Origin of the sequence: Haloglomus salinum (assembly GCF_024298825.1) — an archaeon.
Taxonomy (GTDB): Archaea; Halobacteriota; Halobacteria; order Halobacteriales; family Haloarculaceae; genus Haloglomus; species Haloglomus salinum.
In genome coordinates, this window is the sequence record NZ_CP101153.1 from 1257924 (window position 1) to 1271347 (window position 13424).

At 70.9% G+C, this 13424-nt stretch carries 13 protein-coding genes; 4 read left to right on the forward strand and 9 right to left on the reverse strand.

Annotated features, from left to right (window positions below):
• The first annotated feature begins 26 nt into the window (after window positions 1-26).
• On the forward strand, window positions 27-1241 hold the full coding sequence (locus tag NL115_RS06135) for a M20 family metallopeptidase (protein ID WP_254832306.1): 1215 nt from the start codon (window positions 27-29) through the stop codon (window positions 1239-1241).
• A 71-nt stretch (window positions 1242-1312) separates the two neighbouring features.
• Entirely contained in the window at window positions 1313-2869 is a 1557-nt protein-coding gene (locus NL115_RS06140; protein ID WP_254832307.1) for a carboxypeptidase M32, read from the forward strand.
• A gap of 30 nt (window positions 2870-2899) precedes the next feature.
• Here the strand turns inward: NL115_RS06140 and NL115_RS06145 are convergent, their stop codons facing one another.
• The 4 genes from NL115_RS06145 to NL115_RS06160 form a co-directional block, all read right to left on the reverse strand.
• Window positions 2900-3787, reverse strand: a complete 888-nt coding sequence (locus NL115_RS06145; RefSeq protein WP_254832308.1) for a CPBP family intramembrane glutamic endopeptidase — start codon at window positions 3785-3787, stop codon at window positions 2900-2902.
• A gap of 236 nt (window positions 3788-4023) precedes the next feature.
• Window positions 4024-5646 carry a preprotein translocase subunit SecD family protein gene (locus NL115_RS06150; protein ID WP_254832309.1) on the reverse strand — a complete coding sequence of 541 codons (1623 nt, stop codon included), beginning with the start codon at window positions 5644-5646 and terminating at the stop codon, window positions 4024-4026.
• A 54-nt stretch (window positions 5647-5700) separates the two neighbouring features.
• The gene (locus tag NL115_RS06155) at window positions 5701-6210 is read right to left on the reverse strand and encodes an ArsR/SmtB family transcription factor (RefSeq protein WP_254832310.1); all 510 of its coding nucleotides are present in this window, start codon (window positions 6208-6210) and stop codon (window positions 5701-5703) included.
• A 162-nt stretch (window positions 6211-6372) separates the two neighbouring features.
• Window positions 6373-6771, reverse strand: a complete 399-nt coding sequence (locus tag NL115_RS06160; protein WP_254832311.1) for a PPOX class F420-dependent oxidoreductase — start codon at window positions 6769-6771, stop codon at window positions 6373-6375.
• Window positions 6772-6870: 99 nt separating this feature from the next.
• Between NL115_RS06160 and NL115_RS06165 the strand changes: the two genes are divergently transcribed.
• On the forward strand, window positions 6871-7875 hold the full coding sequence (locus tag NL115_RS06165; protein ID WP_254832312.1) for a lysylphosphatidylglycerol synthase domain-containing protein: 1005 nt from the start codon (window positions 6871-6873) through the stop codon (window positions 7873-7875).
• Window positions 7876-7898: 23 nt separating this feature from the next.
• Here the strand turns inward: NL115_RS06165 and NL115_RS06170 are convergent, their stop codons facing one another.
• The gene (locus NL115_RS06170; RefSeq protein WP_254832313.1) at window positions 7899-8621 is read right to left on the reverse strand and encodes a DUF1028 domain-containing protein; all 723 of its coding nucleotides are present in this window, start codon (window positions 8619-8621) and stop codon (window positions 7899-7901) included.
• Between the two features lie 155 nt (window positions 8622-8776).
• Here NL115_RS06170 and NL115_RS06175 point away from each other — a divergent pair, with 155 nt between their 5' ends.
• Window positions 8777-9130: a cell division protein SepF gene (locus tag NL115_RS06175; protein WP_254823899.1), complete on the forward strand. Its 354-nt coding sequence runs from the start codon at window positions 8777-8779 to the stop codon at window positions 9128-9130.
• A 111-nt stretch (window positions 9131-9241) separates the two neighbouring features.
• Here the strand turns inward: NL115_RS06175 and NL115_RS06180 are convergent, their stop codons facing one another.
• The 4 genes from NL115_RS06180 to NL115_RS06195 all read right to left on the reverse strand — a co-directional run bounded on the left by NL115_RS06180 (window position 9242) and on the right by NL115_RS06195 (window position 13361).
• A complete protein-coding gene (locus NL115_RS06180) occupies window positions 9242-10246 on the reverse strand; it encodes an NADP-dependent oxidoreductase (protein WP_254832314.1) in 1005 nt (334 codons plus the stop codon).
• A 65-nt stretch (window positions 10247-10311) separates the two neighbouring features.
• Window positions 10312-10767 carry a hypothetical protein gene (locus tag NL115_RS06185; RefSeq protein WP_254832315.1) on the reverse strand — a complete coding sequence of 152 codons (456 nt, stop codon included), beginning with the start codon at window positions 10765-10767 and terminating at the stop codon, window positions 10312-10314.
• Window positions 10768-10770: 3 nt separating this feature from the next.
• Window positions 10771-11877: an aminotransferase class V-fold PLP-dependent enzyme gene (locus NL115_RS06190; RefSeq protein ID WP_254832316.1), complete on the reverse strand. Its 1107-nt coding sequence runs from the start codon at window positions 11875-11877 to the stop codon at window positions 10771-10773.
• 23 nt (window positions 11878-11900) lie between these two features.
• Window positions 11901-13361 (reverse strand): ATP-binding response regulator, encoded by a 1461-nt coding sequence (locus NL115_RS06195; protein WP_254832317.1) that lies wholly within the window; start codon window positions 13359-13361, stop codon window positions 11901-11903.
• Window positions 13362-13424: the final 63 nt, after the last annotated feature.

Here is a 13424-nt window from a genome sequence, read left to right on the forward strand (position 1 = left end):
TGTCCGTGCCGGTGGCAGGGGCAGGCATGACCGAACCCGCCGGTACCCCACACGACGAGGTGCCCGACGCCCCCGGGGAGGTGCGGACGCTGACCCGTGAACTGGTCGCCACGCCCAGCCACGAGGACGAGACGGCCGCCGGCGACCACCTCGAATCGTGGCTCCGGGCGGAGACCGACGCCGCCGTGACCCGCGACGACCACGGGAACGTTCTCGCTGCACGGGCGCCCGACAGCGACCCGGCGGCGCCCTCCGAGCCGGCCGCCGACCGACCGACGCTCGCGCTCGTCGGCCACCACGACGTGGTGCCGCCGGACGAGTCACAGGTAGTCGACGCCGATGACGGGGGCGGGGAGACCGAGTACATCGTCGAGGAGCACGACGGCCGCCTGTACGGTCGCGGCAGCGCGGACATGAAGGGGTCGCTCGCGGCGCTCGCGGTGGCGTTCCGGGACGCGACCCTTCCCGAGGACGGGCCACGGCTCGTCTTCGCCTCCTTCGTCGGCGAGGAGGTCGGCGGCGAGGGCTGCCGGGCAGCCATCGAGGACGGGTTCGCGCCCGACTGGGCGGTCGTCGGCGAGGGGTCGACGGGCTACTCCGCCGACGGCGTGACCGACGTGGCGGTCGCGCACAAGGGCCGCCGCGCGTCCACGCTCGTCGCGCACGGCCAGGCCGCCCACGCGAGCGAGGTCGAGGCGGGCGACAACGCGGTCTACCGCGCGGCCGACGCCGTCGACATCGTGCGCGACCTCGACGCGCCCCGGGCCGAGGTGCTGGGCCACGACCTCGCGGGGAGCGTCGCCGTCACGGGCATCGAGGGGGGCGAGGCGTGGAACGTCATCCCCGAACGCGGCGAGGTGACCATCGACGAACGGACCGTCCCGGACGACCGCGCCGACATCGGGCGGGCGGCCGGCGAGGGCGTCGACTGGGAGGTGGACCAGGACCTCCCGCCGATGGCCTGTCAGGACGAAGCGTTCGCCAACGCCGTGCTCGTGGCCGCCCGCGCCGCGCACGGCCACACCGACGACCCCATTCCCGCCGCGGTGCCCGAGCACGTCGTCAAGCCCCACGCCACGGACGCCGGCTGGCTGGCCGACCGCGCCGGCACGGACTGTGTCGTCTGCGGCGCGGCCGAACCCGGCGAGGCCCACACCGCCGACGAGTCCGTCTCGCTGGCCGTGCTGGACCGCTGTTACCGGACCTACCGGCTGGTCGTGGAGTCGTTCGAGGTCGAGTGACCACGGGAGACGGAGCGGGGCAGACTGCCCCTGCCGGGAGGTTGATACGCCGCGCGGCCCTCGAACCGCCCATGGCGACCGAGCAACAGCCCTCCGATGCGGACGCCGACAGCGAGAGCCCCCACGCGGGCGCTCCCGACGCGTACCACGACCTGCTGGACCGCTACCGACAGGTGACCTACCTCAACGACAGCGGCATGCTCCTCTCCTGGGACCAGCAGGTGATGATGCCCGAGGGCGGCACGCCCGCCCGCTCGAAGCAGCAGTCCGCGCTCTCAAGCGTCGGGCACGAGAAGCTCACCGCCGACGCCGTCGGCGACCTGCTGGACGAGGTCGAGGGCGCCGACCTCACCGCGGACCAGGCCGCCGTCGTCCGCGAGATCCGCCGCGAGTACGAGCGCGAAGCCGCCGTCCCGCAGGAGCTGGTCGAGCGCATCTCCGAGGAGACCAGCAACGCGCTCCCCGTGTGGGAGCAGGCCCGCGAGGCGTCCGACTGGGAGCAGTTCGCCCCGACGGTCGAGACGCTGCTCGAACTCAAGCGCGAGTACGCCGAGCACATCGACCCCGACGCCGACCCGTACGCCGTGCTGTTCGCGGACTACGAGCCCTACCTCGACCTGGAGGTGGCCGACCGCGTCCTCACCCGCCTGCGCGAGGAACTGGTCCCCATCATCGACGCCATCGCCGAGTCCGACGTGACGCTGGCCGAGGACGCCTTCGACGACGAGTACGACCCCGACGTCCAGGAGGAGGTCGCGCGCGGCGCGCTGGACGAACTGGGCTACCCGTGGGAGCACGGCCGCCTCGACCGCTCGACGCACCCGTTCTCGACGGGCAACCAGTTCGACGCCCGCGTCACGACGCGGTTCGCGCCGGACGACCCCGTCGACGCCCTCTCCTCGACCATCCACGAGTTCGGCCACGCCACCTACACGCTGGGGCTGCGCGAGGACGAGTACGGCACGCCGCTGGGCTCCCATCGGGGCCTCTCGGTCCACGAATCACAGTCGCGGCTCTGGGAGAACCACGTCGGCCGCTCGGAGCACTGGTGGGAGCACTTCCTCCCGACCTTCCAGGAGCACTTCCCGTCGGCCGAGGACCTCACGCCGCGTGACGCCTTCGAGGCCGCCAACCAGGTGTACGACGACAACCTCATCCGCGTCGAGGCGGACGAGCTGACCTACCACATGCACATCGTCCTGCGCTACGAGATCGAGCAGGACCTCGTCCACGGCGACCTCGCCGTCGAAGACGTGCCCGGCGTGTGGAACGACAAGATGGACGAGTACCTCGGCATCCGCCCGGACGACGACGCGACGGGCTGTCTGCAGGACATCCACTGGTCGCACGGCTCCTTCGGCTACTTCCCGACGTACACGCTCGGTTCGGTCATGGCGGCCCAGCTGTACGCCGCCGCCGCGGAGGACATCGACGACCTCGAGGGGAAGATATCCCGCGGCGAGTTCGACGACCTCCACGACTGGCTCACCGAGAACGTCCACCGCCACGGCGCGAAGTACGAGACGAACGAACTGGTGAAGCAGGCGACCGGTGAGGAGTTCACCGCCGACTACTTCCTCGACTACGTCCGCGAGAAGTACGGGAAGCTGTACGACCTGGACCTGTAGGGGGCTCGACCTTCGCCCCGCGCTCCGTGCTCAGTCGGACGGCCGCTCGCGAGCGGTCGCCGGCGTCCTCGGCTCCTCGAGCGGCGGCGTCGGGATGGCGTGGTGCGAGAGCCGTCGAGTGCCGTACACGGCCACGATACCCACGACGACGAGCGCCAGCACCACGAACGCGGCCAGCTGCCCCGTGGACGCGACCCACTCGTCACGGATACCGTCGACGAACAGCACGTTGTTGACGGGGTACCAGTTCATCGCGACGTTGTTGCCGGCGTGGAACAGGCCCGCGAGGAGGACACTCCCACCGGTGTTGTTGTAGAGCCACGCGAGGATGACCGACTCTGCGAGGATGCCGCCGACGTAGAGCGCGGCGTCGAACCCGCCCTGGGTGGCTCCCGGCAGGATGAACAGCGGTGCGTGCCACCCCGCCCAGACGAGGCCGACGCCGAGCGCAGCGGTGAACGCGCCGTAGCGTTCCTGCAGATGTGGCTGGGCGAACCCGCGCCAGCCCAGTTCCTCCTGTCCGCCACCGATGACGAGGACGTACAGGAGCAGGAACGGGTAGGCGACGAGCGTCTCGAGGCCGGTGACGACGAGGTCGCCGCCGAGGAGGACGAAGACGCCCGTCGCCCCGACGATGATACCCGCCGGGAGCAGCAGTGCGACGGCCCACCAGACCGGGGAGACACGCCACCGGAACGCCTGCATGACCCACCCCCGCAGGTCACCGCCGCTGGCCCAGACGACGACCGCCGCGCCCACGACCGGGCCGTACGCGCCGATGCCGACCAGCGTCGAGAACGTCCACGACTGCGGCATATCGAGGCGGAAGAGCGCGGCGTGGAACGTCCACGTGAACGCGTACGTCACGAGGACGAAGCTGACGAATCGGTGTTCGGAGATCCAGTTGCGAACGTCCATAACGTACGTCTAGAGGCATCAGAATGGCATCTACTGTGACCCTGTTTCCCTCCCGGTGAGAACCGCTTGACCGAGCAGCCCAGGACCCGGAAAGATATCGTTCTCCAGGCCCAACCAGCATATTGGCACCATTTATCCAATTTATGGAATTTATATGTGAAATCGGTGCCTTTGAACGTATGACGAACTAGTTCCAGATATACGTCAGCGACAGGAGGAGTTCGGGGGCCGTGCTCTCAGTCCTCCAGGACGAGGTTGCGGAGGATGTCACCGTAGGCGGGCCGGGTCACGAGCACACCGAGCAGCACGCCGACGATGGTGACGATGGCGAAGCCCCGCAGGTCGCCCAGCGAGAGGACCGCGAGCGGCGACATGGCGATGATGGTGGTCGCGGCGGCCGCGCCGATGACCCAGAAGGCCTTGCGGAAGCGCGACTCGAAGACGCGGGAGGTGTTGACTTCACCACTCTGGAGGATCTCGTCGGCGATGATGACGAGGTCGTCCACCCCGGTGCCGATGACGGCGATGAACCCGGCGATGTGAGACAGGTCCAGCGCCAGGCCGACCGCGGAGGCGAACCCGAGCAACAGGAACACCTCCGCGCCTGCGGTGAGTATCATCGGCGCCGCCACTCCCGGCTCGCGGTAGCGCAGGAACACCACGACGGCGACGGCCCCCATCGCGACGAACCCGGTGACCAGCGAGAGGGGTTTGAACTCCTCTGCCAGCGTCGGTTCCACGTAGTAGGTCGTCCCCTCGCCCTCGATATCCAGCGTCGTCGGCAGGGCGCCGGCCTGCAGGTCGACGGCGAGCTGCTGGGCCTCGCTGTAGTTGTTGGCCGTGATGACGAAGGTGGGGTCCTTCACGAAGTCGCCGCTCCGGATCGTGGGGGCCAGCCCGTCCGGCCCGCCGCTCATCGAGGCGCCGTAGACGACCTCGTCGTCACGAACGGTGTAGAGACAGTAGCCCGGGTACGTGTCCGGGTTCTCGCCGGACTCGGGCCGGTAGCCACAGTTGTCGACACCCTCGGCACTCGTGAAGCCGAAGGTCTGCATCGCGTTCGAGAAGTTCCGGGCGGGCTCGTCCTTCAGCGCGACCCGAACACGCGGCGGACGGCCACCCTCCGCCTGTCTGGCCTGGAAGTTCCGGTTGGAGAAGTCCTCCTGTGTCAGCAGGGAGACGTCGCGGTAGACGGTCCGGGTGCCGTTGCCGCTCTCGTTCTGGCGCTGCTGGGGGAAGTGCGCGACCAGTTCGACGCGGCCGGGCGACCTGATGAGGGTCAGGACCTGCGACTGGTTCGCGCTGGGGACTTCCACGAAGACGAACGTCTCGCCGGTCGGCGTGGTCGTCGTCGAGACGGTCCCACCGGAGAGCCCGAGCCCGTTGACCTTGCTCTTCAGCACCGTCACGGCGGTCTGTCGGGTCTCCTGGGTGACGCCGTCGCGGATGTCGTCGGTGGAAGCCTCGACACCGGCCGCGTTCAGCGCGGCCGCGAACGCCTCCCGGGTCACGTTGCCGTTGTCGGCGTCGGCGAACACCTCAACGGTGTCCGTGGCCCCCGGTTCCGTCCGCACCTGTACGTCCGTCCGGGAGACGTTCAGCCGACTCGCGACGGTCGTCTCGACCTCGCGGGCGGTTGCATCGGCGATATCGGCATCGGCGGTCATGCCGACCAGCGGCGCCCGGACGCGGGTGCCGCCGGAGAGTTCGAGGCCGTACTGGAGGTTCGTCGGGCCGTCCGTCTCCGAACCGCCGAGCGGGACGAACACCGCGACCGTACTCGTCAGCAACAGGGAGACGAGCAACAGGGTCCGCCAGTGTTCGCGGACGGCCGCCGGTCCCGGAGCGATAGCGGGCATGGGCGGCCATCGGTACCCGGGGGAAGAGAGGGTGTTCCAGTCTCAGTCGCTGTTTTAGTCTGATTCCGGTCCGGTATCCGCCGCGCTATCGTAGATGAGCACGCGGGGCTGGTGGGTCGCCGTGTAGACCGACATCTCCCGGCCCCGTGCGGAGTACTCGACGCCGATCTCCGCGATCGCGTCCACCTCGCGCAGGTTCTCCAGATGGTAGTGAACGTTCTGGAGGGAGGTATCGGCGTCGTCAGCGAGTTCAGACGCCGTCAGCGGCTCCTCGACGAGTCGCTGGAGGACGGTCCGCGCGGTCTCCGAGGAGAGCACGTCGAACAGGGCGCCAGCGCGGTCGTCCGTCAGGTCGACCACCTCCGGATTCGACCGTTCCGGCACCCGCCGGTCACTTCCGAGGGGGAATATCGAAGCGGCGGAGACCCCCCCGGAGAGATAGCACTGCCCGGCACACGGGTCGCCAGCGACCTGTTGGCCGGGCGTCGCGGCCGCTGCCACGCCCGAGTGCTCGGGCGCGAGCAGGAGCGCTGTCGGGTTCACCGCCAGGAGGAGTACGAGCACGAGCGCGAGTACCCCGAGGAGGCGGCGACCGGTGCGTTCGTGTCGGGGACCAATCCAGCGCATCCGTCGGCCGACAGTACTCGCCGCCACACTAAGTAGTGTCGTGAGCCAGCGCCCCCGAGGCCGGCGTAGAGAGCCGCGGGTCGATGGGTGCGTAGGCGGCTACTCTCCCATCCGGGAGACGTGCTCGACGGCGATCTCCAGCACGACCCGCTCGGTCTCGATAGGCACCTGGTAGTCGTCGCCGGTGTACCGTCGCGCGAGTTCGTCGATGTGTTCGCGAGCGCCCTCGGTTCTCGGCTCGTCGACCTCGCCCCGGAGCGCGAGCATCCGGTAGGGGTCGTCGGGGTCGGTCATGCTGACCGCCACGCGCGGGTCCTGGCGGACGTTCTTCTCCTTCCGGCGCTCGCGCTCGGTGTTGACCAGCACCCGGTCGGCATCGGCGTCGTAGTCGACCCACACCGGCGCGCTGTGTGGCGAGCCGTCCGGCAGGAGCGTCGAGAGGTGCGCGATGGTCGGCTTCTCGAACAGGTCGTGATACGCCTCGGGAACGGATGGCATACCGGCCCTGCAAGCGGGAGGGATAAAGTTCGACTCCCCACCCGGGCACGCCCGCGGTCGGCCGATGTCCTTTTGCGCCGACCACCCGACCCGGCGAGCGTGCGCGGCTACGTCCGGTTCGCCGTCGGCGCTGGCCTCGGAGCGGCAGCGCTCGCCGCCTACCTCCTGTTCGTCGGCGTCGGTACCGTCCTCGACCGTCTGACAGCCATCACGCTCGCGACGGCGGCGGTCGTCGCGGTCCTCGTCGTCCTCGAGGGGGCCGCCGACGGTATCGGCGTGTGGGCCTCCGTCCGGCCACTGGGCGAGGGACTCACGCCCGCCCAGGGGGTGCAGTTCGCGCTCGCGGGTGACTTCTTCGACACCCTCAGCCCGGCGGGCCCGGTCACCTCCGAGCCCATCATGGCGCGGTTCATCGGGGTGACGACCGAGACGACCTACAGTGGCGCGCTCGCGGTGCGCTCGGTCGCGAAGTACGTCAAGTCGGGCTCGCAGGTGTGCGTCTCGCTGGCGCTGGGCGCGGCGCTCCTCCTGGGCGGGAACTCACAGCGGGTCGTCCTCCTGACGCTGGCTGGTGCGCTGGGGGTCATCCTCGTCCTCGGCGTGGTGCTCGTCGTGCTCCGCCACCAGCTCTCTCAGGGGCTCGTGGCGCTCCTGTCGCCGGTCGTCGTGCGCGTCTCGGGGCTGTGGCGCGACGAGCCGCTGGACCGCGCCGCCGTGGAATCGGCCGTCGGCCGCTACCGGATGCGCATCGCCCTGTTCCGTGACCGCCCGGACCTGGTCGGGCTCATCGCGCTCGGTGGCCTCCTCGAACAGGTCCTGACCGCGACGGCGCTGTGGGTCGCGCTCTCGGGGGCCGGCGCACCGGTTGCGTGGCTCCCCATCGTCGTGGTCATCCCGCTTCCGCAGGCCGCGAGCGTCGTCCCCGTGCCCGCGAGCCTGGGCGCCTACGACCTCCTGCTCGCGGGCGCGCTGACGCTCGTGACGGGCGCGCCCGGCGCGGCCGCGGCCGCCGCGGTGCTGGTGCTCCGCACGGCGACCATCCCGTTCGGGCTGGGGGCCGGGGGCCTGTGCGTGGCGTTCCTCCGTGGCTGGCGGCCGGTGTAGTGGACAGCGGGGCGCCCGCCCGCTCACTCCACCCCTTCGGCCTCGTCCATCGCGTCGTCCTCGTAGGCGTCCTCGTACAGTTCCATCGCGGTCTCGTGGCTCTGGACCGCGAGTTCGTACGTCTCGCGGAGGTCCGCGATGGGCGTCTCCGAGGCGTCGACGCGGAGGTCGTGCTGGTACGGGGCCGTCGCGGGGTCCGGGTGGGCCGTGTCGACCACCTTCAGCGCGGCGCTCTGCACCGTGAGTTCCTCGCGCTTGTCGCCGCCCGTCTCGTGGCCGGCGGCGAGCGCCGCGATGAGACGGGCGGGCAGCGGGTCGTCGTCGGCCGCCGCCTCCCAGGTCGTGGCGACGGCGTCCAGCACCTCGGGCCCCGTCAGCAGGTTGCCTGCGACGGTGTAGCCCTCGCCCTCGGCGTCGCCGTACCAGTCACCGCATTCGTCACCGGAGAAGGCGAACGTTCCCTCGGCGTCGACGCCGTGGAGCTGTCGGGTCTCGCGGCCGTCGTCGGCGTTGAGGAGCGCCTCCAGCGTGTCCTCGACGGCGAGGCCGTCCGCGAGGTACTCGATGCCCCGTTCGCCCAGCGAGACGTTGACGAGCGACTGGGTGGCGACCGCGCCGTGCTCGTTGACGAACGGACAGAGCGTCCCGACGCCGGCGAGCCGGGTCGTGACCGCGACGCCGAAGCGGTCCTGCTCCTCCCCCTCGTCGTCGGTGTAGGACTCGTGGACGCAGATGCTGAAGGTCATGGACGGGGAAACGCACGGCGGGCGCAAAAAGTCGGGTGGCGCGACACCGGACACACGGGCATCCGCCGGGAGCGACCTCGGCCGAAACACCGTGGAACGCCGATGTGACGCGTGTCTGACGCGGATTTAAGCCCGATGGGGACCGTCCCGTTGTCATGGGACTGATGAGCAAACTCATCGGGGGAGGACAGCGGAGTGCCGACGAGTACGTCGAACTCGACATCGACGACTTCGACGCCGGTCCGAGCGAGGCCAACACCCAGGTCCACATCGCCGAGATAAGCGACAAGCAGGACGTCGTGGACATCAAGGACGCCGTCTACGACGGCGGGCTGGTCATCGCGGACATCACCCGGCACACCACCTCCGACCGCACGATGGAGCACATCTACGACGAACTGAAGCAGGTCGCCAACGAGGTCGGCGGCGACGTCGTCCAGAAGGACGACGACCAGGTCATCATCACGCCGGGCGGGATGAAGGTCGCCCGCGAGAAACTGGGCCGGTAGCCGACCCGCGGTCGACCCGCACGGCAACCCGCACTTCTCTTCGGCGCCGCCCTCTGAGGCCGGGGCGGCGCGCACTCGAGTCGGTGAGCGGCCGGTATCCGTTCCGTCGTGCTACGGCTCGTCCCCGACCTGCACTAGCGTCTTCCCGATGTTGACGCCCTCGAACAGCCCGAGGAACGCGTCGGGCGCGTTCTCGAAGCCCTCGATGACGTGCTCGCGGTAGCGCAGGTCGTCGCTCGCGATGAGGCCGCCCAGCCGCCCCAGCGCGTGGGCCCAGCGGTCGTAGTCGCTGACGATGAAGCCCGCTATCTTCAGGCGCTTCTGGACCGCGTCGGTCAGCTTCCGGGGGCCGGTCGGGAGTTCGGTGGCGTTGTAGAGCGATATCTGCCCGCAGGCGACCACGCGCGCGAAGTCGTTCAGCGTCGGCCAGACGGCGTCCGTGACGGGCCCGCCGACGTTGTCGAAGTAGATGTCCGTGCCGCCGACGGCCTCGTGGATGGACTCGCGGACGTTCTCGTGGTTGTAGTTGACCGCGGCGTCGAAGCCCAGCTCGTCGGTCAGCCAGTCGCACTTCTCCTCGGCGCCCGCGATGCCGACCACCTCACAGCCCTGCGCGCGGGCGAGCTGGCCGACGACGCTGCCGACCGCGCCCGCGGCCGCGCTCACGACGACCGTGTCGCCGGGCTGGGGCTCGCCCTTCTCCGTGAAGCCGTAGAACGCGGTGACGCCGGGCATCCCGAGGACGCCGACCGCGGTGGAGATGGGTGCGAGCGAGGGGTCGACCTTGCGGAGTTCGTCGCCGTCGGCGGCCGCGTACTCGGCCCACAGCAGGTCGCCCGTGACGACGTCGCCCTCGGCGAAGCGGTCGTCGCGGCTCTCGACGACCTCGCCGACGACGCCCGCCTTCATCGGCTCACCCGGCTCCCAGGGCTCGGCGTAGGACTCGGCGTCGCGCATCCGCCCGCGCATGTACGGGTCCACGGACTGGTAGATGGTCCGGACGAGGACCTCGCCGTACTCGGGCTCGGGAACGTCGGCCTCGACGAGTTCGAAGGTGTCGTGGTCGGGTTCGCCGGTCGGGCGCTCCGCGAGGTGCCACTGTCTGTTGGTTGCCATGGAGGTGTCTCGCCCGGCGGCGGCTTGACCGTTGGGGCGCCGGCGGTGCCACCCGATTCCGCGAGTCAGCAGCCCGGCGTCGGGCGCCGGACCGTCGCGTCGATGGCCACGGGTTCGGACGCGTCGGAGGGGTTCACGACGATGTGTACCCGGACCTCCCGGAGTCGACCGCCGGGGACGGCGAACGTCTCCCGGCCGGTCGCGTTCCCGACCGTCGCGCGGACGCGGTAGCGGCCCTCGCGCGAGGGGAACGTCGCCCGCGTCTCGAGGTGCTGGGTGGGCGCCAGCCCGACGGTCGAGTTGAACAGAGTCGCCCGCGTGCCGTTCGCGCGCAGGTGGGTCGCGCGGATGTCCAGCGAGTAGGTCGACACGTCCTCGTTGTCGATGACGACGTACACCGGTGGCTCGACGCGGGGGGTCGGCGACGGGGTGGTCGTACAGTCGGGCGTCGAGCCCGCGAACCCGCCACAGCCCGCCAGGAGGAGGCAGCCGACGAGGGCGACACGGGAGCCCCAGCGCATCGCTCAGAGCAGTTCGACCAGCCGGTCGACCTCGGCCTCGGTGTTGAACGCGTGGACCGAGGCCCGGACCCAGCCGTCGCGCGGGACCGAGCGGACGACCACGTCGGCTCCCTTCGCGCGTTCGACGAGGTCCCGGGCGGCGGCCTCGTCGCCGCGGTCGAACGTCACGAGGCCGGACTCGGGGTCGCGGGGGGAGACGAGCCCGTCGTCAAGGCCGTCGTGGAGGCGCTCGACGAGGCCGCGCTGGCGCTCGCGGATGGCGTCGAGACCGACCTCGTGGTGCAGGTCGATGGCCTCCCGGAGCGCGGCGTAGGGTGCGAGGGAGTTGGTGCCGATCTCGAAGCGACGAGCGTCGGCGTGGTACGTCAGCCTGCCCGCCTCGGCATCGTACTGTTCGGCCGCGTAGTAGCCCAGGTGCCGGGGACGCCACCGCTCGGGGTCACGGACGTACAGGAACCCGGCCCCCCACACCCCCGCCAGCCACTTGTGACCGGCCGCGGCGACGAAGTCGGCGTCCCAGTCCTCGACGGGCATCGCCGCCTGCCCGGGGGACTGCACCGCGTCGACCAGCACCGCCGCGCCGGCGTCGTGGGCCACACGAGTGGCCCACTCGACATCGAGGTGGGTGCCGTGGAACCAGGAGATGCTGTTGAAGCAGACGAGGGTCGCCCCGTCGACGGCCTCGCGGTAGGCGTCGCGGTCGAAATGTCCGCCCGGGCAGGGCACCTCCCGGACCTCGATGCCCGCCTCGCGCAGGCGGTCCCACGGGAGCTCGCCGGCCGGGTGTTCGAGGTCGGTCCGGACGACGGTGTCACCCTCGGCCCAGTCGATGGCGTTGGCGACCCTGCTGATGCCGTCGGAGGTGGAGTCCGTGAGCGCGATCCGCTCGGCCGACGTGTCCAGCAGGTCGGAGACGGCCTCGCGCGTCGCGGTGAACTGCTCGCCCGCGTAGCCGTACGGGTCCGCGACCGAGTGGGCGTGGCGCTCGTGGCGGCGCTGTTCCTCGCGGGCGGCGGCGAGCACGCGCTCTGGCGCGGGCCCGCTGGCGCCCCAGTTCAGGTACGCGGTGCCGTCGAGGTCGATGTCGGCGACGACGTCGGCCGGGTCCATATGCGACGGTTCGGGCGGGAGGGTCAAGAAGCCGCCCCGTCGGGCGCCGCGACATCGCGGAGTTCGAAGCGGGCCCCGCCGGTCGCGCTGTCGACGACGTGGACGCTCCAGCCGTGGGCCGTGGCGATCTCCTCGACGATGGCCAGCCCGACCCCGTCACCCGACTCGGCCTCCGAGTGGCCGAGGTCGAAGACGGACGCGCGGCGCTCGGCGGGGATGCCCCGGCCGTTGTCGGCGACGTAGAAGCCGTCGGTGTCGGGGGCGTCGAGGCAGCCGACCCGGACGACGAGTTCGTCGGGCGCGGCGACCACCGGATTGTCGGTAACCGCGTGCTCGACCGCGTTGGCGAACAGGTTCTCGAGCAGCTGTCGGAGCCGCGAGGGGTCGGCCAGGACCCGGCAGTCCGTCTCCACCGAGAGGGTCGCGTCGGCGGCGTCCCGGCCGGGGATGGTCGCCCAGGCGTCCTCGGCGAGCGACCCGAGCGCGACCGGCTCCAGTTCGTCGACCGCCCGGCCCTCCCGGGCCAGCGTGAGGAGGTCCGCGATGAGGTCGTCCATCCGTTCGAGTGCGGTCTCGGCGTCGTCGAGATGGTCGAGGTCGGCGGTCTCGCGGGCGAGTTCGACGCGGCCACGGGCGACGTTGAGCGGGTTCCGGAGGTCGTGGCTGACGACGGTGGCGAACTCGTCGAGCTGTTCGTTGCGCCGCTCCAGCTCGGCGGTCCGCTCGGTGCGGTCGCTCACGTCCCGGAGGGCGCCGACCAGCCGGGCCGGCTCCCCGCCCGAGCGGACCACCTCCCCGCCGTCGACGACGCTCGCGTACGACCCGTCGGCACGCCGGACGCGGTACCGACACTCGAACGTGTCCGCCTCGCCGGCCTCGGCGGGATGCCAGGCCTCCTCGACGGCCGCGCGGTCCGCCGGACGGACCTGCTCCAGCCACCACTCGCGGTCGTAGTCGCCGTCGCGGTCGTACCCGAGCGTGGCCTCGACGCCGGCACCCCACCGGATGGTCCCGGTGTCGAGGTCGCGTTCCCAGACCACGTCCGAGACGGCCCGCCCCGCGAGTTCGTACCGCTCGCGACCCCGTTCGAGCGCGGCCCGCTCCCGGTAGCGCCGGGCGTAGCCCACCGCGCGGCCGGCCAGTAGCGCGAACGGGTTCGTCCCGCTGCGGCGGAGGTAGTCGGTGGCGCCACGTCCGAGCGCCTCGCTGGCGAGCCGCTCGTCGCCCTCGGCGGCGAACAGGACGAACGGGAGTTCGGCGTGTGACTCGCGTACCCGGTCCAGCAGCGCCAGCCCCGACTCGTCGTCGACCGCGTCCGTACAGACCACACAGTGGACCGCCGAGTCCGAGAGCGTCGACAGCGCGGCTGCGCCGCTGGTCGCCGTCGCGACATCGACACGGTATCGCCCGAACGCCCGTCCCAGCAGCGCCAGCTGGGTCGAGTCGGCGGCCACACAGAGCACCCGGAGGTCGTCGCCTGCCACGAACGAGTGTGGATTGTCCGCGACACCCCATAAATACCACCCTGCATACAGGGCAGATAACGC

Coding starts and splice junctions, on each gene's coding strand:
- NL115_RS06185 (WP_254832315.1), bottom strand. CDS start 10,767: ATGCGCTGGGGCTCCCGTGTCGCCCTCGTCGGCTGCCTCCTCCTGGCG.
- NL115_RS06190 (WP_254832316.1), bottom strand. CDS start 11,877: ATGGACCCGGCCGACGTCGTCGCCGACATCGACCTCGACGGCACCGCG.
- NL115_RS06135 (WP_254832306.1), top strand. CDS start 27: ATGACCGAACCCGCCGGTACCCCACACGACGAGGTGCCCGACGCCCCC.
- NL115_RS06175 (WP_254823899.1), top strand. CDS start 8,777: ATGGGACTGATGAGCAAACTCATCGGGGGAGGACAGCGGAGTGCCGAC.
- NL115_RS06150 (WP_254832309.1), bottom strand. CDS start 5,646: ATGCCCGCTATCGCTCCGGGACCGGCGGCCGTCCGCGAACACTGGCGG.
- NL115_RS06170 (WP_254832313.1), bottom strand. CDS start 8,621: ATGACCTTCAGCATCTGCGTCCACGAGTCCTACACCGACGACGAGGGG.
- NL115_RS06145 (WP_254832308.1), bottom strand. CDS start 3,787: ATGGACGTTCGCAACTGGATCTCCGAACACCGATTCGTCAGCTTCGTC.
- NL115_RS06180 (WP_254832314.1), bottom strand. CDS start 10,246: ATGGCAACCAACAGACAGTGGCACCTCGCGGAGCGCCCGACCGGCGAA.
- NL115_RS06160 (WP_254832311.1), bottom strand. CDS start 6,771: ATGCCATCCGTTCCCGAGGCGTATCACGACCTGTTCGAGAAGCCGACC.
- NL115_RS06140 (WP_254832307.1), top strand. CDS start 1,313: ATGGCGACCGAGCAACAGCCCTCCGATGCGGACGCCGACAGCGAGAGC.